The organism is Paenirhizobium selenitireducens ATCC BAA-1503, from assembly GCF_900492185.1.
GTDB lineage: Bacteria > Pseudomonadota > Alphaproteobacteria > Rhizobiales > Rhizobiaceae > Allorhizobium > Allorhizobium selenitireducens_A.
The window spans coordinates 1-22,089 of the sequence record NZ_UEYP01000013.1; the positions used below are offsets into that span (position 1 = coordinate 1).

A 22,089-nucleotide genomic window follows, 5' to 3' on the forward strand; every position below is an offset into this window, starting at 1 on the left:
CACCATGATTGACCGTACCCAGGATATCTTCGGTCTCTATCCGGAACGGCTGGCTGCCGACACCGCCTATGGTTCGGCAGAGATGTTGGGCTGGCTGGTCCACGAGCGCGGGATAGAGCCGCATATTCCCGTCTTCGACAAGTCCGAACGGCGTGATGGCACATTCGAGCGCGCCGACTTCACCTATGACCACGAGCGCGATCTCTATACCTGCCCTGGTGGCAAGGAGTTACGCTCGCGACAGATCGCCTACAAGAACGAACGTCCGCTCGTCGATGAACATGGCATGGTACGCTATCGGGCTAGCAAGCTCGACTGCGATGCCTGCGCCCTAAAACCTCGATGCTGTCCAAACGCTCCGGCGCGCAAGGTACCACGCTCTATCCATGAGGGCGCTCGTGACATGGCGCGCGATATCGCCAAAACCGAAGCTTATGTTACGTCGAGGCATCAGAGGAAAAAGGTAGAGATGCTTTTTGCGCATCTCAAACGCATCCTCAAACTGGATCGCCTGCGACTACGAGGTCCTAACGGAGCGCGTGATGAATTCCACCTCGCAGCCGCAGCCCAAAACCTCCGCAAACTAGCAAAGCTGATCCCGGCACCAACGCCAGAGCCGGCGTGAAGGGGAATACATCTCTGCACGTCCAAACGACGGAAACGGCGGAGCAAGATTACAGCGCGCCTTTTTCAACGGTATCGGCGCAGAGCCGTCGAACGCATGTTGTCCCAAGTGTGTTGATTTCCACTGAGAGCATCCCCTATTCGCGCTGCGCCGGGTCAGATCTCAGTGGAAATCAACAGACGCGATTTGACAGCCAGTTATCCCTCATGAACTGCCAGATGTTTTCGACGGGATTGAGTTCGGGCGACTTTGGCGGCAGGGGCAGGATGGTGATGTTTCCCGGAACGAGAAGATTGTTGGACATGTGCCACCCTGCCTGGTCCATGATGAGGATGGCGTGCGCATCGTCGGCGACGTTTCGGGAGATTTCGATCAGATGCTGGTTCATGGCGTGGGTATCGCACCACGGCATGACGAGGGCGGCGGCCTTGCCGTATTTGGGGCAGATCGCCGAAGATATAGGCGGAGCGTGTGCGCTGGTCATGCGGTGCTGATGGCCTTGATCCACGCTTGGCCCAGCGTCTTGTGATCTTGTTCTTCTGGCCTATCCGAGCTTCGTCTTGGTACCAGATTTCGATCATCCTGCCTTTGGCGGGGCCTGCAGCGATCTCTGCCACTGCGGCGGGGAATTTTTTTAAATGTCTCGGCCGCCTCAACATCCTGCGCATGATGCCTGGGGCGAGCGGAGAGTTTGCGGTAGTCCATTGCGCGCACTTCGCGACCCAAGGTCTCTTCACTCACCGAGACCCGGAATTCTTCCCAAATCCATTGAGCCAGATCACACAGACGCCACCGAACGACGCCATCCAGATAAGGTATAGGCCCGCGTTCGATGGCGTGTGCCAAGGCTGTGCGCTGATCGTCGTTCAGCAGCGAAGGCTTGCCCGGAGCCTTGCCGTTGATCAGCCCGTCGGCACCTCGTGCGTTGAAGCGCACCACCCAGTCGCGAACGATCTGAACCGTAACGCTGCCGAGCCGAGCTGCATCGGCGCGAGAGCCGCCATCATAGATCGATGCAAGGGCGAGAAGACGCCGCGCCTGGTCGGCATCTCTTGTCTGCCGAGCCAGAAGCCGCGACATGGCCCCATCGAAATCTGAACGTAAAGAAATTGCTGAACCCATCGCAAACCTCCTGTTTGCGCCATCGATTCAGATTCGTCGGCTTTTGGGAATCCCAAGAGTCAGGATTAGAGACGGTTGGTATTACACGCGGAGCTGAGCCGGCTCAGCTCCGCGTGTAATACCAACACACAATCCCCCGGTTGAAAGGCCGCCAAACTTACCGTCTTTACTTCTCATTGAGCCGCCTAAACTTGGCGAACTCGATGAAAAATTCACAGCTGTACTGTGTGGTCTCGCACCGATGAACCGCCAATCTGGACGATCGACTGGACGCGCCTTCATTGCTGGCGGAAGGGCCATCGTCCGACAAGCTCTATGTATGCCAGCGCTCGTCGCAACGCATTTCAATCCCGATCTCAAGGCCAAATACAATCAACTGCGAAAAGCCGGTAAACAGCCTAAACTCGCCATCACTGCCATCATGCGAAAACTTACCATCATCGCCCTGCTTTGACCCGAGACACCCCGAAGTGGCCTAAAAACGGGCTTGATCAAAACGGATACTTTATTATCGTTCTTGATCGGCTGTAAACGCCCGGGGAGAAATCGCCTTCGCAAGTGCGCTCTGCCGATTGGGAAGATTCACCATTTCAGCTGCGACAAGGCGGTCCCCGCTTATCAGATGCACCTCCAAAGATGATGGAAGCTTTGACACATCGCGCTGAACCAGATCGTAACCCGTCGATATCCCAACTGTCTGGACCCTCATGTCTTTAAGATCAGACCAAAAACGCGGCGGCACGGGCGCAGGTCTTTCCTTGCCGCAAATAGCCGCTGCTGCCATCTGGGCTTGAATGGTCGCATTGTGAACGGTCTCGATTCGCGGTTGTCCATGCGCAAATATGGTACCGCCCCGAGCACAATCCCCAATGGCAAATATATCTGGCTCGGATGTGCGCATGTCGGCGTCTACGCATATGCCGCCATCACATTCCAGCCCCGCAGCTATGGCAAGATCAACATTCGGGCTGGCGCCGATGCCGGCCATGACGAGATCGGTCTTTATCCGGGTCCGGTCGCCGAGGATAACAGAAGAAACACGCTGACGGTCTGCCCCGATTCGCTCGACCTTTTTGTTGAAAAGGAAAATGACCCCAGCTTCCTGCAGCTTCTGAGTAACAAAATTGGTTGTAGCGGGGGATGCAACGCGAGCCATGGGGCGCGCAGCTGCCTCGACTATCGTGACAGACTTGCCAAGATCAACTGCGGCAGAGGCCACCTCAAGCCCGATGACACCCGCACCTATGATGGAAACGTCGCGGCAGTCAGGGTTGGTCAGGGCCTGACGAAGGGCCGCGGCATCGCCGAGATCTCTCAGATAGTGGATTCCCTGTAAATCCGCTCCTGGCAGATCGAGACGGCGAGGCGACGCACCCGTTGCAAGGATCAGGGTATCGTATTGCGTCGTTCCCCCGTCCGAAAACAGCAACTCCCGCTTCCTCCTGTCGATCTTGACGACTTTTCGCGCCCGCATCAAATCGATGCGATTATCCGCGTAAAAGGAGATTGATCGCAAGGGAGTTGCTTGTGGTCTGTTAGTTTCACGTAGCCATGCCTTGGACAGAGGGGGGCGTTGATAAGGTAGCGCCGCTTCCTCTCCAACAAGCCGAATGGTTCCCTCAAAACCTCTTTTCCTCAACTCTGCGGCGGCATTTGTGCCGGCAACCCCGTCGCCGATGATGACTATGTTTTCCATCGTTTCATTCCTTCCGGGTATGATGATATTCTAGATGAGGCCGAGTGAGTTCGCGACGACCACAGCCTCGGTGCGGTTGCTGGCTCTGAGACCCCGCAATATCTGTCTGAAGTGCCATTTCACGGTGTCTTCTGTGACATGCATTCGCACTGCAATTTCCTTGTTGCTCAGCCCGAGTGCCGCGTGCTGCAAGACACTGATTTGCTTTTGACCGATCGGCGCAAAGCTCATTTCGGTACGGCGTTCATTGGCCTGCATTCCTCGCGTCGGCCGCTCGGTCATGGAGAATTCAGCCGTGGATCTATCTAAGAACACCCTCGCCTTTCGACAAATGACACGCAGAAAGTAGCGCCTGTTCTTCAAGGTCATGAAAGCGCAAAGCTGTTGCGCTTTCAATTCGGCGTCGACCATCCGCTTCAAGGCCTGTTTTTCTTGTCCAATCAGGTAGAGTGCGGTGGCAATCGTATAGTGCGCGCGGACTTCGCCGCGTTGGTCGTTCACGGTGGAAAAGTTGGACAGAGCTTTGCGCGCATGCCTTTCGGCCAAGCCCGATTTGCCATCGCGCAGAAACCTCGAGGCTTCCAGCAGCGCGATTTCCGCTTGAAGGGCGCGGTTCTGGCTTGGCAGAAACTGCAGATCTTCGCCAGATGGAAGAGGCTCGGCAGCAAGCGCGGTTTCGGTCCCGGTTCCCATGGCAAAGACCTCGGTGCCCAACCGAACCAGAATGCCCAGCCGTTTCAAACCGCGCTCTTGTGCCAGCAGGCGGCAACGATGGAGCAACGAAAATGCACCTGTTTTCTCGCCCCGTCGAATGTAGGTTTCGGCAGCGCATCGAACGGTGCCCCAGACAACATCTGTCACTCCAAACTTCATTGCAAATTCCAGGGCGTCATGCACGGTTTTTTCGTCGGGTATTGTGGACCCGTCTTCTGCCTGCACCTGAAGTTCGAAGGCCGCCATCATCCCCTTGACAAAGGGCGACCTTCTATACGCGACGTTTTCATCTTCTTTAGCGCGCCGGATTTCGCTGCGCGCGGCAGAGATATCACCAACATGGAGCCTGGCCTGAACCCGAGCGGCAGCAAGCCAGCCAAAAGCATAACGGTGACGAATGGCGCCACTGAAGATAGTGGCAGACGAGATTCTTTTGGGGAATAGATCAAAGTTCCTGCCGGATGCGGCAATAAACGCTCTGCACGTCTGGGCCGCGGCCTGTCCGATAGGATTGACCGAACCATACCTGTCAACCCAGGCTGCGCAGTTTTCGTCGCTCTCTTGCAACTCGTCATGGGTGGCAAGACCGATAGCGCGGACCAGGTCCGCCCATCCGTTTGGATCTTCCTGCTGCGGGGAAATGGAAACCCGAAAGTTTTGCAGGCTGGCGAGCAGATCCTGTGCCTCTGTTGCGCGCTGGCTGAAGTAAAGCACCCAGGCGTACCCGATAGCCAGCGATGGGATCTGAAACAGGTTGGACCTGGGAATTCCGGTGAACCAGGCTGCCAGCGCTTCAATCTCGCCCTGTCTCAGGGCAAGATCCAAAAGAACTTCGTCGGTGAGCTGTCGAGCCCAACTGTGATCATGCGCTCGCAGCGCCGCATCTATCGCCAGACGGTATTCCTTTCTCCGCCAATGCCAAAATGCGATGCGCTTCAGGAAATAGGATTGGCGGGCCCCGTGGGCTTCGACAAAACGAATCCGCAGGTATTTCTGAAGAGCATGGTTCATCTCATAGCGGTTCGGTTTGTCAGCACAGGCCGTCAAAAGTCCGTGACGAGATGCAAGCTCAGCCAGTTTTCGACTTGAATCGCGGTTCTTGAACACATAGCCGGCAGCCTCTGCGGTGATTTCCTCAAGCCAGCTGGAATTTGTCAGGAATTCCCGGATCGGCTGCGGAGCCTGGGCCAGAACGTCGGCGTCAAGATAGGCCTGTACGTCAGGCATGTGAACAAGCGCGTCGCCTGATGCATTCAACTTGCCGGCCAAGGCACAGAGCAGCGGCCAACCGCCTGTTGCAGCGAATATCGTCTTCGCTCGGCCGGGTTCTCCCGGCAGAATGGAATATGCCTCGTCAAAGGTGAAGCTCAGCTCTCTGGCGCCGATTGTCACTACATTCGATAGAACCGAGAGGCTTGCCAGCGCGCCGGGCAGACATTCACTCACCGCCAGGCGAACGGAGTTGGGGGTTTCAAGGGCGATCGTTTTCAGCAAGCTCTGGGTAGTGGTAGAGTCGGCGACGCCGTCCAAGCAAATCGCCACGGGCTCTTTGCAGCTTAGCAGAAGGCGCAGCGCGATGGACTTCAACCTGGGACCGGCGTCCGTGTCGAACGGTTCTGGCCCCGAAAGCGCGGTGGCAATCGCATTCGCTATAAGTTCGGCCTCAGAAAGGCTCTCCTGGCGGAAGGACGACAGGTCAAGATAGATACAGTGTTCTCTTCGCTCGATGGCCGCTTGCGCGCAGCAGGCGATCTGTACCGATTTGCCAAAGCCACGAGGTGCCTTGAGAAGGAGGCATTTGGCATCTGGATGGCCCGCAAAGTCCAGCCTGTCGCGTCTTAGACAGCCCTGGACCAATTTTTGCCGACGGACGTTCATCCGTTGCAGAAAATCAGTCAAATCTGCAGAGCTTGTGTCGCGAGCACTGATCATACTTCCCTCCCCGAAGTGATGCATCGTCGTCCAAATCTCTAACGATAGCACGCCGCCACCGAAACTACACTAGGGTGTAGTTGCTCCCCCACCGTGGCCAGCGCAGCTTGGTAGCGCAATGTCTGCCTGCAGGAATTGGCGTCGGAACTGGCGCCGCAAAGCTGGTCGGCCGCTGGTCTTTGCAACGCTCGAAAATTGTCTCCAAAGGGAGGAACCCACTGATGGAAGAACTGACGAAGGATCTGGATACAACGGCCGAAACCGCGGCCGGAACCGATGCGGCTTACGTTGATAAGAAACGCTATTTTTGGATCCTGTCCGTGTTCTGGCCGGCAACGCCGCTGATCGGTCTTTATCTGGTCTCAATAACCGGTTGGAGCATCTGGTACGGGACCGTGTTGATTCTGTGGTACTTGGTTGTGCCTCTGCTCGATGTGATGTTCGGTGAGGACTTCTCGAACCCGCCCGAATCGGCAGTGTCGGACCTTGAAAAGGACCGCTACTATCGTGTGCTCACTTACCTGACCGTGCCAATCCACTATGCATCTTTGATCGGGTCCTGCTGGTGGATCGCGAATCACTCGTTGAACGCGCTCGAATTTCTTGCGCTTGCTTTGTCGTTGGGTATCGTCAACGGCTTGGCACTGAACACCGGCCACGAGTTGGGGCATAAAAAGGAAGCCTTCGACCGCTGGATGGCCAAGCTCGTGCTGGCGGTCGTGGGCTATGGCCATTTTTTCATCGAGCATAACAAGGGGCACCATCGCGACGTGGCAACGCCCGACGACCCGGCAACCTCGCGTATGGGAGAGAGCATCTATTCCTTCGCGACTCGCGAAATTCCCGGGGCCTTCAAGCGCGCCTGGGAACTCGAACAGGTGCGCCTTGAAAGAAGCGGCAAAAGCGTCTGGAGCCTGGAAAATGAGATTCTGCAGCCCATGATCCTTACTCTCGGCCTCTACTGTGCACTTCTGGCCTTCTTCGGTCCGATCATGCTTGTCTTCCTTCCTATTCAGATGGCATTCGGATGGTGGCAACTGACTTCGGCCAACTACATCGAACACTATGGCCTGCTGCGGGAAAAGCTGCCGAACGGCAAGTATGAGCACCAGAAGCCGTACCATTCGTGGAACTCCAACCACATCATGTCCAACCTGATCCTGTTTCACCTTCAAAGGCATTCGGATCACCACGCACACCCCACGCGGTCTTACCAGTCCTTGCGCGATTTCAAGGATCTGCCGGCACTGCCTTCGGGCTATCCGGGGATGTTCTTTGTGGCCATGTATCCGGCGTGGTTCCGGTCGATCATGGATCATCGTGTTCTGGACTGGGCAAAAGGCGATCTGAACAAGATTCAGATCGAGCCGGGCATGCGGGAATACTATGATCGCAAGTTTGGATCTGTCGCGCCAGCGCAACCGAATGCGATGGCGGCAGAGTAAGCATCCGCTCACCCCAGGATGAAACTGCACGGATGAAGCTGGACGAAAGAATTGGCCCCTAGGGGCCAATTCTGACCGGTCAAAGTCGTCCGCCGGTCTGATCTGGCACCGGACGCCGCAAACACACACAAACAGACAGAAAATCTTGAGAAGGGCACACGAGTTGCCTACCAAAGCTCGTGTGAGAGGGAGGAATGAACAATGGCCAGATACCAATGTCCGGACTGTCAATACAGCTATGATGAAACCTTGGGACACCCGCATGAGGGATTTGCGCCAGGCACGCCGTGGTCGCAAGTGCCCGATGACTTTTCATGTCCCGATTGTGCCGTGCGCGACAAGGAAGATTTTGTCCTGATAGGCGCGGCTCCATCCGGCAATGCAGCGACCTCTCAGGTCGTTGCGCCCGCGCCACCGACATCTGAACCTGTGGCCGCAGCACCAGCTGCCCCGACTGCACCGCAACGGCCTCAACCTGCTCCAGTGGCGCGGGCGGCCCCGGCTGCCGGAACGGCTTATCGCAAGTGGATTTGCATCACATGCGGACATGTCTACGACGAAGCCTTGGGCGACGAACATGAAGGGTTCCCGCCGGGAACGCTGTTCGGCCAGATCCCCGACGATTGGTGCTGCCCCGACTGTGGGGCCTCCAAAGAGGATTACGTCCTCTATGAAGACAGAGGATAAGGATCATGAATCAACTTGCATCATTTTCCTCCGGACCGGCGAACGCGGATGACATCACATCCGCATTCGAAACCCAGCTTCGCGCGCAGCACCCCCGGCGCGCCAGTTTTGACCGCAAGGCGCGCGTCGAGCAACTTGATCGCATGGCAGACGCCATCAAGCGCAACGCGGACAAGATCATCGCGGCCTGTGCCGCGGATTTTCGCAAGCCTGCCGAAGAAGTGAAGCTGACAGAGATCTTTCCTGTCCTTCAGGAAATTCGTCACACCAAGCACCATCTGAAAGCGTGGATGCGGCCAAAGCGGGTGCGTGCGACTTTGGGTGTGTTCGGCACCAGGGCGCAGGTTCGCCCAGAGGCCAAGGGTGTGTGCCTCATTATTGCGCCGTGGAACTATCCGGTGAATCTGGCGCTTGGTCCGCTGGTTTCGGCACTCGCGGCGGGAAACAGCGCCATCATCAAGCCCTCCGAGATGACGCCGAACGCCTCTCGGGTCATTCGCGACATCGTGGAGGAGGCCTTTACCCCCGACCTCGTCAAGGTCATCGAAGGGGATGCTGCGGTTTCGCAAAAGCTCCTGTCCCTGCCCTTCGACCACATATTCTTCACCGGCAGCCCGGCCGTCGGCAAGATCGTCATGGAGGCCGCCGCGAAGAACCTGACATCGGTCACCTTGGAACTTGGCGGAAAATCTCCCACCGTTGTCGGGCCGAATGCAGATATCAAGAAGGCCGCGCGCAATATCGTCTGGGGCAAGTTCGCAAACAACGGACAGACCTGCATAGCGCCGGATCATGTGTTCGTGCACCGCGATATATCGCCAGGTTTCAAGGTCGCTGTCCAGGCCGAGATCCGACGGGTCTATGGGCAGACGCCTGAGGCCCAGAAGGCAACGCCCGACTATTGCCGGATCGTGAATGAACGCCACTTTGACCGGGTCCGCAACCTGATCGAAGACGCTCGCGCCAGGGGCGCAAGCATTCTTCAGGGCGGCCAGACCGACGCGAGCCAGAATTTCATCGCGCCGACATTGATTGCCGAAGTTTCGGATGACATGGCGATCACGCAAGAAGAGCTTTTCGGACCGATCCTGCCGATCATTGACTATGTCGATATTGACAAGGTGATCGACAGGATAAACGCAAACCCGAAGCCCCTTGCCCTCTATATCTTCGACAAGAACAAAAGCTTCGCGGATCAGATCATCGCACGCACCTCTTCGGGCGCGGTCGGCATAAATCTTACGGTGGTGCATTTCCTGCATCCGAACCTGCCATTTGGCGGCGTCAACAACTCCGGCATCGGGGCGGCCCATGGTGAATACGGCTTCAAGTCGTTTTCCCATGAAAAGACTGTTCTGGAGGAAAAGTATTCCATCACGCACATGCTTTTTCCGCCCTACACGGGCCTTGTGCGCCGCCTCATCAACATCGTGGTTCGGGTGCTTGGCTAGAGCCGCGCCGAACTATCTGGGAGAAGATCAATGTATGACTACATTATCGTGGGTGCAGGCTCCGCAGGTTGTGTCCTCGCGAATCGCCTGTCGGCAAACCCCGCAAATCGCGTCGCGCTTATAGAGGCTGGACCGAAGGACAAAAACCCTCTGATCCACATGCCCATCGGGATTGCCTTGCTGGCCAACAACAAGAAACTGAACTGGGCATTTGATACCGAACCGCAAGAGCACCTGAACGGCCGCAAGCTGTTCTGGCCGCGCGGCAAGACGCTGGGCGGCTCGTCGTCGATCAATGCTATGGTCTACATTCGCGGACACAAGGCCGACTACGACTACTGGGCGTCAGCGGCCGGGACCGAGGTCTGGGGCTGGAACCGCATGACGGAATTGTTCAAGCGGATCGAAGACAACCACAGGTTCGGCGCAAACGATCACCATGGCAAGGGCGGCGAACTGTCGGTCAGCGAGTTACAAACCGCGAACCCGCTCAGCCGGGATTTCGTCCAGGCCGGACGAGAACTGCAAATCCCCCATAACGGCGATTTCAACAGTGGCGAACAAGAAGGCCTGGGCATGTACCAGGTCACGCAAAAAGACGGACGGCGCTGGAGTTCGGCGCAAGCGTTCCTGCGTGGGGTAGAATCCCGGTCGAACCTTGAAATCTTCACGGACGCCCGCGTGACCAGGGTCGTCATGGAAGACAAGACAGCAACCGGCGTCACGCTGCGGCGGGGCGGCGAATACCTTCAGCTGCGCGTCAACACCGGCGGCGAGGTGATCCTGTGCGGTGGAGCCGTAAACTCACCCCAACTGCTGCTGCTTTCCGGTATCGGGGATGCAGAGGAAATCAAGCGGCATGGCCTTTCGGTTGTCCACGATCTTCCCGAAGCTGGCAAGAACTTGTCCGATCACCTTGATGTCACCATCATGAATGCCGCGAATTCACGACGCCCGATCGGTGTCGCGCCCAGCTTCCTGCCGCGTGGCGTCGGCGGACTTCTTTCCTACATCTTCAGACGCAAGGGGTTCCTGACTTCGAATGTGGCGGAAAGCGGGGGGTTCGTCAAATCATCGCCTCAACGCGACAGGCCAAATGTGCAGTTTCACTTCCTGCCGACCTATCTGAAAGATCATGGTCGCAAGATAGCGTTCGGCTATGGCTTTACCCTTCACATCTGCGACCTGCTGCCCAAGAGCCGCGGTTACATCGGGCTCAAGAGCCCGGATCCAATGGACGATCCGCTGATCCAACCGAATTATCTTTCAGATCCGGAAGATCTGAAGACGATGATTGCAGCGTTCAAGGTAGGGCGCAGGATACTCGAAGCACCGGCAATGGTATCGCACAGCAAATACGAAGTTCAGCCCGGAAAATCCGTGCAGAGCGACGATGAGATCGCGGCATTCATCAGAGAAAGCGCCGAGACGATCTATCACCCGGTCGGCACATGCCGAATGGGTGCGGACAAGGATTCGGTTGTCGATCCAGAACTGAAGGTTCGCGGAGTATCAGGGCTGCGCGTGGTGGATGCCTCCATCATGCCGAGTCTTGTCGCCGGAAACACTAATGCTCCCACCATGGTGATCGCCGAGAACGCTGCGGAAATCATCTTAGGTCAGATCCGCATTCTTGATCGGAGTCGTTCCGTTGCCTGAGCATGACGAGAAGCCAGCAGCAAAAAGATCGTGTCCGGGATGCGACGGAACATGTTGCGCAAGACTTCAAGCTGCGACCAGCGGCTTGCAAGCTTCCCAATACGGCCAGAATACGGCCTCGAAATTCAGATCGGAGGAAAAAGCCCCATGCGCGGACAAATGATGGTTATGCCTCTGACAATCCACTCACTGATAGACCACGGTGCCCGCTACCATGGCGACACAGAGATCGTCTCGGTTGAAACGGATGGTTCGAAGACGAGAACAACGTGGAAAGGCGTTTCTGATCGGGCCCGGCGTCTGAGCTCTGCGCTTGCGAAATTGGGTCTCTTCAAGGGCGACCGCGTTGCGACGATCGCGTGGAACAATGCACGGCATCTGGAATGCTATTTCGGCATTTCTTGCGGCGGAATGGTGTGTCACACGATCAATCCACGCCTCTTTCATGAGCAGCTTGTCTATATCATCAACCATGCCGAAGATCGGGTCATCTTCTTCGACAAGACATTCTTGCCGATCGTCGAAGGGATCATGGGCAAGCTGACGACTGTCGACACGTTTGTGCTCATGTCCGCGCGTGACGAAGCGGCTGCGAGCAAGATCCCCGGGCTTGTATTCTACGAAGATTTCCTGGCCACCGGGGAAGCAAACGTCGATTGGGTGGATGTCGATGAGAGTGATGCGTCAAGCCTGTGCTATACCTCCGGCACCACGGGAAGCCCGAAAGGGGTGCTTTACTCGCACCGCTCGACCGTCCTGCATTCGTTGGGCGCGGCGCTGCCCGATATGCTGAACATTTCCGCGCGCGAAGTGATGATGCCGGTCGTGCCGATGTTCCACGTCAATGCCTGGGGTGTCCCCTATACCGCGGCAATGGTGGGTGCCAAGCTGGTCTTGCCAGGTCCTGGGCTCGACGGCGACAGTCTCTCGCGGTTGATCGACGCCGAGGGGGTGACAATGGCACTCGGCGTGCCGACGATCTGGCAGAGCCTGCTTGCATCGCTGGAAAAGCTCGGCTCCAAGGCCGAGACCCTTACAAGGACAGTCGTCGGCGGTTCGGCCTGCCCGCCTTCGATGATCGCCGAGTTCCGCGACAAGTATGGCACGGAAGTCGTGCATGCCTGGGGAATGACAGAAACGTCACCGCTCGGCACCGCCAATGCGCTGCTCGAACGTCACATGGGCATGTCTCCGGAGCAACAGGCAAAGATTCGCGAAAGCCAGGGCCGCCCGCCCTATGGGGTGGAGCTCAAGATCGTCGATGACGATGGCGAGGCCCTCCCGGAGGATGGGAAAGCTCAGGGCAATCTGCGCATCCGCGGCCATTGGGTCGTGGAAAGCTATTTTGGCGCTGACCCCGGCACGACCCTGGAAGCGGACGGATGGTTTGAAACCGGGGATGTTGCGTCTATTGATGCCGATGGGTTCATGACCATCCGTGATCGGTCCAAGGACATCATCAAGTCCGGCGGAGAGTGGATTTCCACCGTTGAGCTTGAAGGCATCGCGGTCGCTCATCCGGGTATCGCGGATGCCGCTGCCATCGCGGCCAAGCATGAAAAATGGGACGAACGTCCGGTGCTCGTGGCGGTGAAGGCGCCCGGCGCCACGGTGACAGAGCAGGAGGTTATCGACTTCTTTGCCGAAAAGGTCGCAAAATGGCAGATCCCCGACACGGTTGTCTTCGTGGCCGCATTGCCGCGCAACGCGACAGGCAAGGTTATCAAGAGCAAGTTGAGGGAAGAGTTCGGGAATGTTCTTCTAACGTTCTGAGTCTGACATTTGCTACCGATTTCACCCTGAACAAAGCGTTCACGCCGTAACGGCGGCGTGATAGTGCGGCCGCGGAGGTTTTTTTGCGGCCCACAGGGCGGCAATGATCCAGGCAAGCCAAGCCCGGAGGTGGCCATGATCTTGCGGATGTTGTGTCCGCAGGCGCAGAGGACTGCGAAGATGGCATCGCCGACGGTGCCTTTCAGGGGGCATCGTGAGAGCCGACGGTCGGTCTTCATATGGTCGATCTCGGCCTCGATGGCGCTCCGGCGGCGCAGGTCTGCGATCAGTTTCGGCAGTCGGGCCGCAGCGGGCACCGCAAATCAGTTCGCCCTGAACAAATCCATCTTGTTGATTTTGCACTGAAACGTTGCGGTTTTTCTGTAACCGTCCGGCCTGACCGCTCTGCTGCGGGGTGAGATTGCCGGATAGCGTCCACCATCGATAGTGGACACTATGGTGATGGCGTGGCGCGTCGGACGAAGCGGCTTTGGACGGATGAGGAGAAGCGGTCGATCTGTTTCCAGACGGCTGCGCCGGGTGTTTCGGTTGCCCAGGTGGCGCGGCGCTACGCGGCGAATGCGAACCTGATCTTCAAGTGGCTGCGCGATCCCCGCTTTGTGCCGGACCCGGCGGCAGCGCCCGGTTTGTCGGAAGGTTTGCGCTTTCTGTCAGTGGAGATCGTCGAGGCGGTGAAGGCGACCCCGGTGACGCCCGTCGCCGAGAAACGGATCGAGATCGAACTGGCGGGCGGGCACCGGAAGCGGATCAGCGGCGGCTACGACCCCGAGGCCTTGGCGCGGCTGATCCGGGGCCTGACGGCGTGATCCCGGTTCCCGTCAACACGCGGGTCTGGCTGGCGGCCGGGGTGACGGACATATTGGAATAAACGACGCGTCGGAACTGAAAGTCGATCTGGTCGACCCCTGCTCCAATCTGCGTGTGGGAACTGCAATGTTCGCCAAGATTTTCCGCATTGTTGCGCGATGGTATGGAAACCCGACGAGCGAGGAGGTCTTTCCCCAGTTGTTCGATGATGCTGTCCACGCCTAGCAGACCGGAAAGTTTGAAGGTGAGAGTGTGTTTCAGGCGCAAGATCCGAGTTGTAGGAGATCGTGTCCCGCAGAGTGGTGTAGCAGGGTAGCGGTGGTCACCAGTGTTTTTCGGTAGGGTCGGGTTGTTCAAGACCAACCTGATGGAAAGACCACTGATGACCGAGGACATGATGAACCTGCGTTCTCTCGTTGAGAAGAGCGCGGATGCCGATTTGCTGCGCGAGATGATCGGCTTTGCTGCCGAGAAGCTGATGGCGCTGGAGGTCGGCACGAAGACCGGCGCGGGCTATGGCGAGAAGAATAGCTTCCGACTGGCCCAGCGTAACGGCTATCGCGACAGGGACTGGGAAACACGGGCGGGCACCGTCGAGCTACGCATTCCGAAGCTTCGCACAGGCAGCTATTTCCCGAGCTTTCTAAATCCGCGTCGCATGGCGGAGAAGGCCCTGACGGCGGTGATCCAGGAAGCTTACATCCAGGGCATCTCGACCCGCTCCGTCGATGACTTGGTCAAGGCCATGGGCATGAGTGGCATCTCCAAAAGCCAGGTGTCCCGGCTCTGCGAAGAGATCGACGACAAGGTGAAGGCCTTCCTCGACAGGCCCATCGAAGGTGAATGGCCCTACTTCTGGATCGACGCCACCTATCTCAAGGTCCGGCGCGGTGGTCGCATCGTCTCCGTCGCCGTCATCATCACCGTCGGCGTCAACACCGACGGACGCCGAGAGGTGTTGGGCATGGAGATCGGGACAACTGAAGCCGAGCCGATCTGGACGGAATTTCTGCGCCAGTTGACCCGCAGGGGCCGACGCGTCGTCTCAGCCTTCATCGGAGCGGCATTCGCCCAGGACACGCCGGAGGCCGCCAGCCAGCAATGGCGCAACGTCGCCGATCAAATCGGACCGAAGGTGCCGAAGCTTGCAACTCTCATGGATAGCGCCGAGCAGGACGTCCTGGCCTACATGACCTTTCCCAGGCAGCACTGGACCAAGCTTCACAGCACCAACCCCATCGAACGTCTCAACGGCGAGATCAAGCGGCGAACCGAGGTCGTCGGCATCTTTCCCAAGGATGACGCCATCGTTCGCCTGGTCGGTGCGCTATTGCTCGAACAGAATGACGAGTGGGCCGTCCAGCGGTCCCGCTACATGACACTTGAGACCATCGCCACGATGAGCGATGATCCGCTCATCAGCCTGCCCGCGGCAAGCTGATCCATTCCCGGCTCTGTCCGGAAGGCACAGCCAGCGACGAAGCTACACCACCTCCTGGGACACGATCCGGGCAGTCAACACGTCTCCGACCGCACGCAGGTCCATATTCAACAGCACGATCTTCTCCGCGCCGATACTTGATGCCCGCCTTGCAGGCACGCGGTGCCATATCCCAAACCCATCCCTTGAGGACGTCCGGTTTCCGGACGCTCGCGTGGCGGCGGCGTCCGGAAGAGGGAAGGTTAACGCTCGACGATCATCCGCGCGACCAGTTCGGCGGCATTACGGACGCCGAGTTTCTTCATGATCGCGCCGCGATGGACCTCGACGGTGCGCGGAGAGATGCCGAGCGACTGGGCGATTTCCTTGCTGGTGTGGCCGTTGACGATATAGCGCGCCACCTCACGCTCCTTTGCGGTCAACACCGCCGAACTCGGCGGACGGTCCCGCAAATGCTCGAATGTCCAGACCATCAGGTGGAACGGGTCGGCGGGCGTCAACGTGCGACCGCGCGCCCGTGTCCAGATGATCTCACCACTCCTGCACTGCATGAAGCGTTCGTCCTCATAGCGCGGACGGCTTTCCAGCCAACGGTGCCAGCGACTGCCTGTCTTTTCGTAGTCGACGCTGGAGGGATACAGCACCCGAATCGACTGTCCTTCCAGATCGGCGCGGTTCCAGCCGAAAATCTGCTCGATCTCGGTATTCACGCGCAAGATACGCCGGTCAGACAGTATCATGATGCCGATGGGCGCATCCATGAAGCCGGTGAGATTGAGCGTCTCTTCCGACAGGATCGCATAGTCTTCCAAGGTGGGCTCCTCCCATGCTGCGTTCGCTTCTACGTAACTTCTACGTAGATACCTACGTATTTTCACGCATTGTTTCCAGAGACCGTCCGCCGGAACATTGCGGGCATGGGAGGAATGCACATGAAATCCAGCAGTTACATCATCGGCAGCGGCCACACCCGGTTTGGCAAGCTGCAGGAGACACTCGAGGAACTGATCGTCGAGGCCGTTCGGGAGGCCGTCACGGAGGCTGCGATCGACCCTACGGAAATCGACGCGGTCTATCTCGGCCATTTCAATTCCGGACTGGTTGCCGACGGCTTCCCCTCGTCGCTTGTCCATCAGGCCTATCCGGACCTGCGCTTCAAGCCGGCAACGCGCTGCGAGAACGCCTGCGCCTCGGGAGCGGCGGCCTTCCACGGCGGGTTGAACCTGATCGAAGCCGGCAAGGCCCGCAACGTACTCGTGGTGGGAGCCGAGAAGATGACCCACCGCACAACCCAGGAGGTCACGCAGGCGCTCGCCGGGGCCGGCTACCAGAACGACCCGTTCGAGGCATCGCTGAGCTTTCCGCAGGTTTTTGCCATCGCCGCCGAGCAATATTCCGAACGCTACGGCTCGCCGATGGATGCCATGGCCCGCATCGCCGCGAAGAACCACGCCAATGCGATGAACAATCCGCTGGCGCATATGCACAAGCCGATGCCCTACGAATTCTGCCGCGAGGTGAGCGAACGCAACCCGCTGATCGCCCCGCCGCTTCGTCTCAGCGATTGCTCCCTGGTGACGGACGGCGCAGCCGCCATCGTGCTATCTTCCGCCGATGGCGCGGCAAGGGATGCACGCCGCCGGGTGCGCATCGCCGCCGCCGAACACGTCTCCGATTACCTACCGATGAGCCGGCGCGACTTCATCGCCTTTGAAGGTCCTGAACGGGCGATCCGCGCCGCCTACGCCAAGACAGGCATCACTGCCGGGGATCTGGACTTCGCCGAAGTCCACGACTGCTTCACCCCCGCCGAGCTTCTGATCTACGAAGCCATGGGGCTTGCGCCGAAGGGCAAGGGCGTCACCGCACTGGACGACGGCACAGTGATGCCGGAGGGCCGTACACCGGTCAACCTTTCCGGTGGGCTGAAGGCCAAGGGACATCCGGTCGGCGCGACCGGCGTATCCATGCTGGCGCTCGGCTTCCGGCAGTTGACGGGACAGGCGGGTGCCATGCAGCGCAAGGGCGCTGAATGGGGTCTTGCCTTCAACATGGGCGGCGCGGCGGTGGCGAACTACGCCACGATCCTGCACGCCGACCGGGCCTGAGGATACGCCATGAATATCGCGCACTGGCTTTACCAGACGGCCCTCGTCTGGCCGGATCGGCCTGCGGTCTATGATGGCGATCGGCTCCACCGCACCTATGGCGAATTGCTGGCGGCCGTCTGCGTCCGAGCCCGGCATCTCGCGGAAACCTGCGGCATCCGCAAGGGTGATCGCGTGGCGATCTTCGCCAAGAACGCACCGGACTATATCGAGGTGCTGCATGCCTGCTGGTGGATCGGCGCCATCGCCGTCCCGGTGAACTGCAAGCTGCATCCGCTCGAAGCGGAGTGGATCGTGGAGAATGCCGAAGCTTCGCTGGCCTTCACCGACAAGGGCGAGACTTTCGTCCCTCGTCCCGACCGGCTGGAGCTGGCGCTGACGGCGCCTGTTCCGACATGCGGGCCGGTCACGCCGCCGCTTGCTCTCGATGACGACGACCTCGCCTGGCTGTTCTACACGTCGGGCACGACGGGAAAGCCGAAAGGCGTCATGCTCTCGCATGACAATCTCCGCCAGATGACACTGTGCTACACGCTGGATGTGGACGAGGCGCGCGCCTGCGACCACATGCTCTACGCCGCGCCGATGTCGCATGGAGCGGGGCTTTACATGCTTCCCCATATCCGCGCCGGTGGCGCGCATATCGTGCCGGCTTCGCGCGGCTTCGATTGCGGCGAAATCATCGATCTGGCGCAAGGCCGGGGCAACCTGGTGTTCTTCGCCGCCCCCACCATGGTGAAACGTCTGGTGGCCGCCGCCCGCGAGCGCGCTTACCGGGGCGAAGGCATCCGCACCATCATCTATGGCGGCGGGCCGATGTACGCCAGCGACATGGACGAGGCGCTGGAGCTGTTCGGCCCCCGTTTCTCGCAGATCTACGGACAGGGTGAAACACCGATGACGATCTCGGTGCTGCGGCGCGACATGGTCGCGGATGAGCTTCACCCGCGCTGGCGCGCGCGCCGCGCCTCCGTCGGCATCGCTCAGGGTTGCGTCACGCTCGGCATTCTCGGACCGGGCGGAGAACGGCTCGGACCGGGAGAGACCGGCGAAATCTGCGTGAAAAGCCCGACCGTGATGCGCGGCTACTGGAACAATCCGGACGCCACGGCAGAAACGCTGCGGGACGGCTGGCTTCACACCGGCGATCTCGGCCACATGGATGAGGATGGCTTTCTCTACCTCACCGATCGCTCGAAGGACGTCATCATCTCCGGCGGCACCAACATCTACCCGCGTGAGGTGGAAGAGACGCTCCTGCGCCACCCGGCGGTGTTCGAGGTGGCGGTGATCGGCGAACCCGAGCCGGAATGGGGCGAGCAGGTTGTCGCCTATGTCGTTTTCGCACCGGGTCAAAGCGCGGCCGAAAACGATCTTGACCGCTGGTGCCGCAACGAGATCGCCGCCTTCAAACGTCCGAAGCGCTACGTCTTCGTGCCCGACCTACCGAAGAACGGCTACGGCAAGATCCTGAAAACCGAAATTCGCGCGGGGGCCATAGCCAGCGCGCAATGATCACCGCCGGGCCGGAGGAGCCCGGCGACAACAAGGGAGGATAACCTATGAAAAGACGCGATTTTCTGAAGAACACCAGCCTGCTGGCCGGGGCCAGTTTCATTGCCGGTGGTCTACCGCTCGGCGCCAGCGCCAAAACGTCGATGAAGTTCGACAGCTATGTCACGGAAAACGCCGGTCCCTCGTGGATCGACCGCTGGTTCCTCGATGAGCTGGAGAAGCGCACAAATGGTGAGGTCTCGATCAGGCGCTACTGGGCCGGCAGCCTCAACAAGGTCGGCGAGCACCTGAGCGCGGTGCGTGACGGCACATCCGAAATCACCCTGATTTCACCCGGTTACTATCAGGCCGAAGTGCCGGTGACGCGCGGGCTGGAATGGTATTACCGCGTCGACCGCGCCGATACCCTGCAACTCGTCTGCCGCGACGTCTACGAACAGTTCGAGCCGTTGAGGCAGGAATGGGAACAGCGGCATCGTTCCAAAGTGCTCTACTGGACCAACTGGAATTATGCGCCGCTGGTGCTTCGGGAACCGATCAATTCCATCGAGGACCTCAAGGGTAAGAAGATCCGTGGCTACGGCATCGCGACCGACGTCATCGAACGGCTCGGCGGCATCGCCGTCCCGATGGCGGCCGGCGAGGTTTATCAGGCGCTCGAGCGCGGCGTTCTGGACGGCGTCTACGGTTTCGACTTCGTCACGGCGGTGGCCTACAAGCTACACGAGATCGCGCCGAACTTCTACGACATCGGCGACGGTGCGCACGCGCCTGCCGTAACGGTCATGAACCGGGATGCGTGGGACGGTCTTTCCGACCCCGGCAAGAAGGTCTGCACCGATCTCGCCGACGAGCTTTACGCCGGAAAATTCACCGAGATCTACGAGCAGGTACTGACCGACTACGTGAAAAAGGCGCTTTCCGAAGGCGTGAAATTCACGTCCCTTTCCGATGCGGAGACGGCGAAGGCCCGCGCACGCGTCCAGCCGGCTGAAGTCGACCAGTGGATCGAGAAAGTGGCCAAGCCGAACGGTATCGATGGCGCGGCCATGCAGGAACTGGTCCAGGCGTCGATCGCCAGGCACGCGCCTTCCGGCAGGCTGAAGCGCCCGGGTGAAATCGCGGCGGCGCTGTGAGACGGCCATGCTGGTTGTGAACCGCTTCCTCACGCGCATCGCCGTCGTCACTGGCTGGGTGGCGCTTGCCTTTCTCGCCTTCATGATGGTGGGGATCTCGGTGGATGTCGTCGCACGGGCGGTTGCGGGACGCTCCGTGCCCGGACTTTTTGAAATGTCGGAAATGTCCATGGTGCTGGTCGCCTTCATGGGACTGGGCGTCACGCTTCTCGATGACGCCCATATCCGGGTGACGATGCTGACCGACCGGTTGCCAACCAGGGCCGCACGGCTGTCGACGGCACTCGCCTTCGCGCTGACCGCGCTTGCCTTTGCAATGCTGGCCTGGCCGGCGAGCGCGGAGGCGGCCTATTCCTTCGCGATCCGCGAATTCCGCTGGGGCGCGTTCCAGATGCCGATCTGGTGGGCCAAGATGGCGGTCGCCGCCGGTCTCTGGTTTGCCGCGCTGCAAGCCCTGCTTCGCGCGGCACTGACGGTAACAGGCCGTCCGCCCGAACCGTCACGAACCGGCCACGCCCCTCACTGAACCGTCAGAACCGGGGTTATGGCCCCGGTTCCCTTTCATCTGGCTGCAAGCCGCGCGGATCGGCAGCGTTTCAGGAAACTCCATGGACACCTACGCCATCACCCTACTGGCCGTCGGCCTCATCTTCGTTCTCATGGCGCTCGGCACGCCGGTCTTTGCCGCCCTGGCCTTGTCCGGCGCCTTTGGCATCGTCATGGTGGAAAACCTCACTTTTCTGCTCAATCGGCTGAAGTCCTTTTCCTTCGCCTCCGCCGCCAATTACTCCCTGACGATCATCCCGCTGTTCATCCTCATGGGCGCCTTCGCCCATCACGCGCAGATCGGCAAACGGCTGTTTCATGTGGCCAACAAATGGGTCGGCCATCTGCCGGGCGGCCTCGCCATGGCGGGCATCCTCACCGCGGCGGGCTTTGCCGCCACCTCCGGCTCCTCTGTCGCCACCGCCGCCACCGTCGGCGCAGTCGCCATTCCGGAAATGAAGAAGGCCGGCTACGATTCGCGCCTCGCTGCGGGATCGGTTGCCGCCGGCGGCGTGCTTGGCGTTCTCATTCCCCCCTCGGTGCTGCTGATCTTCTACGCCGCCCTGACCGAGGTCTCCGCCGGAAAGATGCTGATCGCCGGCTTCATACCCGGCATTCTCACCACAGTCGTCTTCATGGTTGGCGTCGCCATTCTGGGGCAGTCCACCATGAACAAGGCCGCCCGCAGCCCGCGTGCCGGCTGGGGCGAACGCATGCGGGCCACCGGCCAGGCGTGGCAGGTGCTGGTGCTGTTCCTTCTCGTGCTCGGCGGCATTTATCTCGGACTGGTGACGCCGACGGAAGCGGCGGCCATCGGCGCGCTGGCGGCGTTCCTGATGCTGCTTCTGTCGCGGTCCGACAAGGCCCAACTGGGGCCGAACCTGCTCGAGAGCTTCCGCTCCACCGCGACAACCACGGTGATGATCCTGTTCACCATGATCGGAGCCGGCATCTTCAGCTACTTCCTGACGCTCGTGCAGATCCCGCAGATCGTGGCCGAAGCCATCGTCGAAAGTGGCGTGCCGCCGCATCTCGTCGTCGCCATCCTGCTGTTGCTCTATATCCCGCTCGGCATGTTTCTCGATGCCTTATCCATGCTAGTCATCACCCTGCCGATCGTCTTCCCGACCGTGACCGGCCTTGGCTTCGATCCGATCTGGTTCGGCATTCTATGCGTGAAGATGTGCGAGATCGGACTGATGACCCCGCCGGTCGGACTGAACTGCTTCGTCATTGCCGGCATCGATCGCGACACGTCCCTCTCCGACGTTTTCCGCGGCGCTCTGTGGTTCGTGGTCATGGAGATGTTCACGATCGGGTTGATCTTCCTCTTCCCGGTGATCGTCACATGGTTGCCGGATACCATGATGGGCCGCTGATGCGCGGACAAGCGAAAGCCACCGGGTTCGCG

The 22,089-nt window shown here is 59.5% G+C and carries 17 protein-coding genes and 4 pseudogenes; 16 read left to right on the forward strand and 5 right to left on the reverse strand.

All coding sequences use genetic code 11. The features are described from left to right. On the forward strand, window positions 1-625 hold a 625-nt coding region (locus tag RHIZ70P_RS17810; RefSeq protein WP_147294019.1), incomplete at its 5' end, for a transposase. Window positions 626-803: 178 nt separating this feature from the next. Here the strand turns inward: RHIZ70P_RS17810 and RHIZ70P_RS17820 are convergent. Then, window positions 804-1,747, reverse strand: a pseudogene (locus tag RHIZ70P_RS17820) (IS630 family transposase); the annotation flags it as partial. A gap of 241 nt (window positions 1,748-1,988) precedes the next feature. Between RHIZ70P_RS17820 and RHIZ70P_RS23295 the strand changes: the two are divergent. Continuing rightward, window positions 1,989-2,057, forward strand: a pseudogene (locus tag RHIZ70P_RS23295) (hypothetical protein); the annotation flags it as partial. 9 nt (window positions 2,058-2,066) lie between these two features. Beyond that, window positions 2,067-2,201: a hypothetical protein gene (locus RHIZ70P_RS23410; RefSeq protein ID WP_268877538.1), complete on the forward strand. Its 135-nt coding sequence runs from the start codon at window positions 2,067-2,069 to the stop codon at window positions 2,199-2,201. A 54-nt stretch (window positions 2,202-2,255) separates the two neighbouring features. Here RHIZ70P_RS23410 and RHIZ70P_RS17830 read toward each other — a convergent pair whose 3' ends face one another. Next, on the reverse strand, window positions 2,256-3,443 hold the full coding sequence (locus RHIZ70P_RS17830; protein ID WP_115671841.1) for an NAD(P)/FAD-dependent oxidoreductase: 1,188 nt from the start codon (window positions 3,441-3,443) through the stop codon (window positions 2,256-2,258). Window positions 3,444-3,473: 30 nt separating this feature from the next. Continuing rightward, window positions 3,474-6,089: a LuxR C-terminal-related transcriptional regulator gene (locus RHIZ70P_RS17835; protein WP_115671842.1), complete on the reverse strand. Its 2,616-nt coding sequence runs from the start codon at window positions 6,087-6,089 to the stop codon at window positions 3,474-3,476. Between the two features lie 221 nt (window positions 6,090-6,310). Here RHIZ70P_RS17835 and RHIZ70P_RS17840 point away from each other — a divergent pair, with 221 nt between their 5' ends. From RHIZ70P_RS17840 to RHIZ70P_RS17860, 5 genes are all read left to right on the forward strand, one after another. Continuing rightward, on the forward strand, window positions 6,311-7,534 hold the full coding sequence (locus tag RHIZ70P_RS17840; protein ID WP_235842269.1) for an alkane 1-monooxygenase: 1,224 nt from the start codon (window positions 6,311-6,313) through the stop codon (window positions 7,532-7,534). A 201-nt stretch (window positions 7,535-7,735) separates the two neighbouring features. Continuing rightward, window positions 7,736-8,221 carry a rubredoxin gene (locus tag RHIZ70P_RS23490; protein ID WP_115671843.1) on the forward strand — a complete coding sequence of 162 codons (486 nt, stop codon included), beginning with the start codon at window positions 7,736-7,738 and terminating at the stop codon, window positions 8,219-8,221. 5 nt (window positions 8,222-8,226) lie between these two features. Next, window positions 8,227-9,672, forward strand: coding sequence for an aldehyde dehydrogenase family protein (locus tag RHIZ70P_RS17850; RefSeq protein ID WP_115671844.1), 1,446 nt, complete (start codon window positions 8,227-8,229; stop codon window positions 9,670-9,672). A gap of 30 nt (window positions 9,673-9,702) precedes the next feature. Continuing rightward, on the forward strand, window positions 9,703-11,331 hold the full coding sequence (locus RHIZ70P_RS17855) for a GMC family oxidoreductase (RefSeq protein WP_115671845.1): 1,629 nt from the start codon (window positions 9,703-9,705) through the stop codon (window positions 11,329-11,331). Between the two features lie 51 nt (window positions 11,332-11,382). After that, entirely contained in the window at window positions 11,383-13,104 is a 1,722-nt protein-coding gene (locus RHIZ70P_RS17860) for a long-chain fatty acid--CoA ligase (RefSeq protein ID WP_328588192.1), read from the forward strand. A gap of 131 nt (window positions 13,105-13,235) precedes the next feature. Here the strand turns inward: RHIZ70P_RS17860 and RHIZ70P_RS23495 are convergent. After that, a pseudogene (locus tag RHIZ70P_RS23495) lies at window positions 13,236-13,385 on the reverse strand (IS5/IS1182 family transposase); the annotation flags it as partial. A 186-nt stretch (window positions 13,386-13,571) separates the two neighbouring features. Here RHIZ70P_RS23495 and tnpA point away from each other — a divergent pair. The 3 genes and pseudogenes from tnpA (at window position 13,572) to RHIZ70P_RS17880 (ending at window position 15,373) form a co-directional block, all read left to right on the forward strand. Next, on the forward strand, window positions 13,572-13,931 hold the full coding sequence (gene tnpA, locus RHIZ70P_RS17870) for an IS66-like element accessory protein TnpA (protein WP_115671846.1): 360 nt from the start codon (window positions 13,572-13,574) through the stop codon (window positions 13,929-13,931). A 52-nt stretch (window positions 13,932-13,983) separates the two neighbouring features. Beyond that, window positions 13,984-14,154, forward strand: a pseudogene (locus RHIZ70P_RS17875) (conjugal transfer protein TraH); the annotation flags it as partial. A gap of 160 nt (window positions 14,155-14,314) precedes the next feature. Beyond that, the gene (locus tag RHIZ70P_RS17880) at window positions 14,315-15,373 is read left to right on the forward strand and encodes an IS256 family transposase (protein WP_115671848.1); all 1,059 of its coding nucleotides are present in this window, start codon (window positions 14,315-14,317) and stop codon (window positions 15,371-15,373) included. A gap of 242 nt (window positions 15,374-15,615) precedes the next feature. On the opposite strand, the gene RHIZ70P_RS17885 is transcribed toward RHIZ70P_RS17880, so the two are convergent. Further along, complete coding sequence (locus RHIZ70P_RS17885) at window positions 15,616-16,185, reverse strand: LuxR family transcriptional regulator (RefSeq protein WP_210209755.1); 570 nt, start codon at window positions 16,183-16,185, stop codon at window positions 15,616-15,618. Window positions 16,186-16,299: 114 nt separating this feature from the next. Here RHIZ70P_RS17885 and RHIZ70P_RS17890 point away from each other — a divergent pair, with 114 nt between their 5' ends. The 5 genes from RHIZ70P_RS17890 (at window position 16,300) to RHIZ70P_RS17910 (ending at window position 22,057) form a co-directional block, all read left to right on the forward strand. Then, window positions 16,300-17,481, forward strand: a complete 1,182-nt coding sequence (locus RHIZ70P_RS17890) for a thiolase domain-containing protein (RefSeq protein WP_210209756.1) — start codon at window positions 16,300-16,302, stop codon at window positions 17,479-17,481. A 9-nt stretch (window positions 17,482-17,490) separates the two neighbouring features. Continuing rightward, a complete protein-coding gene (locus tag RHIZ70P_RS17895; RefSeq protein WP_115671850.1) occupies window positions 17,491-18,996 on the forward strand; it encodes a class I adenylate-forming enzyme family protein in 1,506 nt (501 codons plus the stop codon). Between the two features lie 47 nt (window positions 18,997-19,043). Then, the gene (locus RHIZ70P_RS17900; RefSeq protein ID WP_115671851.1) at window positions 19,044-20,132 is read left to right on the forward strand and encodes a C4-dicarboxylate TRAP transporter substrate-binding protein; all 1,089 of its coding nucleotides are present in this window, start codon (window positions 19,044-19,046) and stop codon (window positions 20,130-20,132) included. A 7-nt stretch (window positions 20,133-20,139) separates the two neighbouring features. Continuing rightward, window positions 20,140-20,658 (forward strand): TRAP transporter small permease subunit, encoded by a 519-nt coding sequence (locus tag RHIZ70P_RS17905; protein WP_115671852.1) that lies wholly within the window; start codon window positions 20,140-20,142, stop codon window positions 20,656-20,658. Window positions 20,659-20,740: 82 nt separating this feature from the next. Further along, complete coding sequence (locus RHIZ70P_RS17910; RefSeq protein WP_115671853.1) at window positions 20,741-22,057, forward strand: TRAP transporter large permease; 1,317 nt, start codon at window positions 20,741-20,743, stop codon at window positions 22,055-22,057. The last annotated feature ends 32 nt before the right edge of the window (window positions 22,058-22,089 follow it).

Excerpts from the sequence above, each read along its gene's own strand:
- RHIZ70P_RS23410 (WP_268877538.1), top strand. The coding sequence starts at position 2,067 with ATGCCAGCGCTCGTCGCAACGCATTTCAATCCCGATCTCAAGGCCAAA.
- RHIZ70P_RS17830 (WP_115671841.1), bottom strand. The coding sequence starts at position 3,443 with ATGGAAAACATAGTCATCATCGGCGACGGGGTTGCCGGCACAAATGCC.
- RHIZ70P_RS17835 (WP_115671842.1), bottom strand. The coding sequence starts at position 6,089 with ATGATCAGTGCTCGCGACACAAGCTCTGCAGATTTGACTGATTTTCTG.
- RHIZ70P_RS17840 (WP_235842269.1), top strand. The coding sequence starts at position 6,311 with ATGGAAGAACTGACGAAGGATCTGGATACAACGGCCGAAACCGCGGCC.
- RHIZ70P_RS23490 (WP_115671843.1), top strand. The coding sequence starts at position 7,736 with ATGGCCAGATACCAATGTCCGGACTGTCAATACAGCTATGATGAAACC.
- RHIZ70P_RS17850 (WP_115671844.1), top strand. The coding sequence starts at position 8,227 with ATGAATCAACTTGCATCATTTTCCTCCGGACCGGCGAACGCGGATGAC.
- RHIZ70P_RS17855 (WP_115671845.1), top strand. The coding sequence starts at position 9,703 with ATGTATGACTACATTATCGTGGGTGCAGGCTCCGCAGGTTGTGTCCTC.
- RHIZ70P_RS17860 (WP_328588192.1), top strand. The coding sequence starts at position 11,383 with ATGTTGCGCAAGACTTCAAGCTGCGACCAGCGGCTTGCAAGCTTCCCA.
- RHIZ70P_RS17880 (WP_115671848.1), top strand. The coding sequence starts at position 14,315 with ATGACCGAGGACATGATGAACCTGCGTTCTCTCGTTGAGAAGAGCGCG.
- RHIZ70P_RS17890 (WP_210209756.1), top strand. The coding sequence starts at position 16,300 with ATGCACATGAAATCCAGCAGTTACATCATCGGCAGCGGCCACACCCGG.
- RHIZ70P_RS17895 (WP_115671850.1), top strand. The coding sequence starts at position 17,491 with ATGAATATCGCGCACTGGCTTTACCAGACGGCCCTCGTCTGGCCGGAT.
- RHIZ70P_RS17900 (WP_115671851.1), top strand. The coding sequence starts at position 19,044 with ATGAAAAGACGCGATTTTCTGAAGAACACCAGCCTGCTGGCCGGGGCC.
- RHIZ70P_RS17905 (WP_115671852.1), top strand. The coding sequence starts at position 20,140 with ATGCTGGTTGTGAACCGCTTCCTCACGCGCATCGCCGTCGTCACTGGC.
- RHIZ70P_RS17910 (WP_115671853.1), top strand. The coding sequence starts at position 20,741 with ATGGACACCTACGCCATCACCCTACTGGCCGTCGGCCTCATCTTCGTT.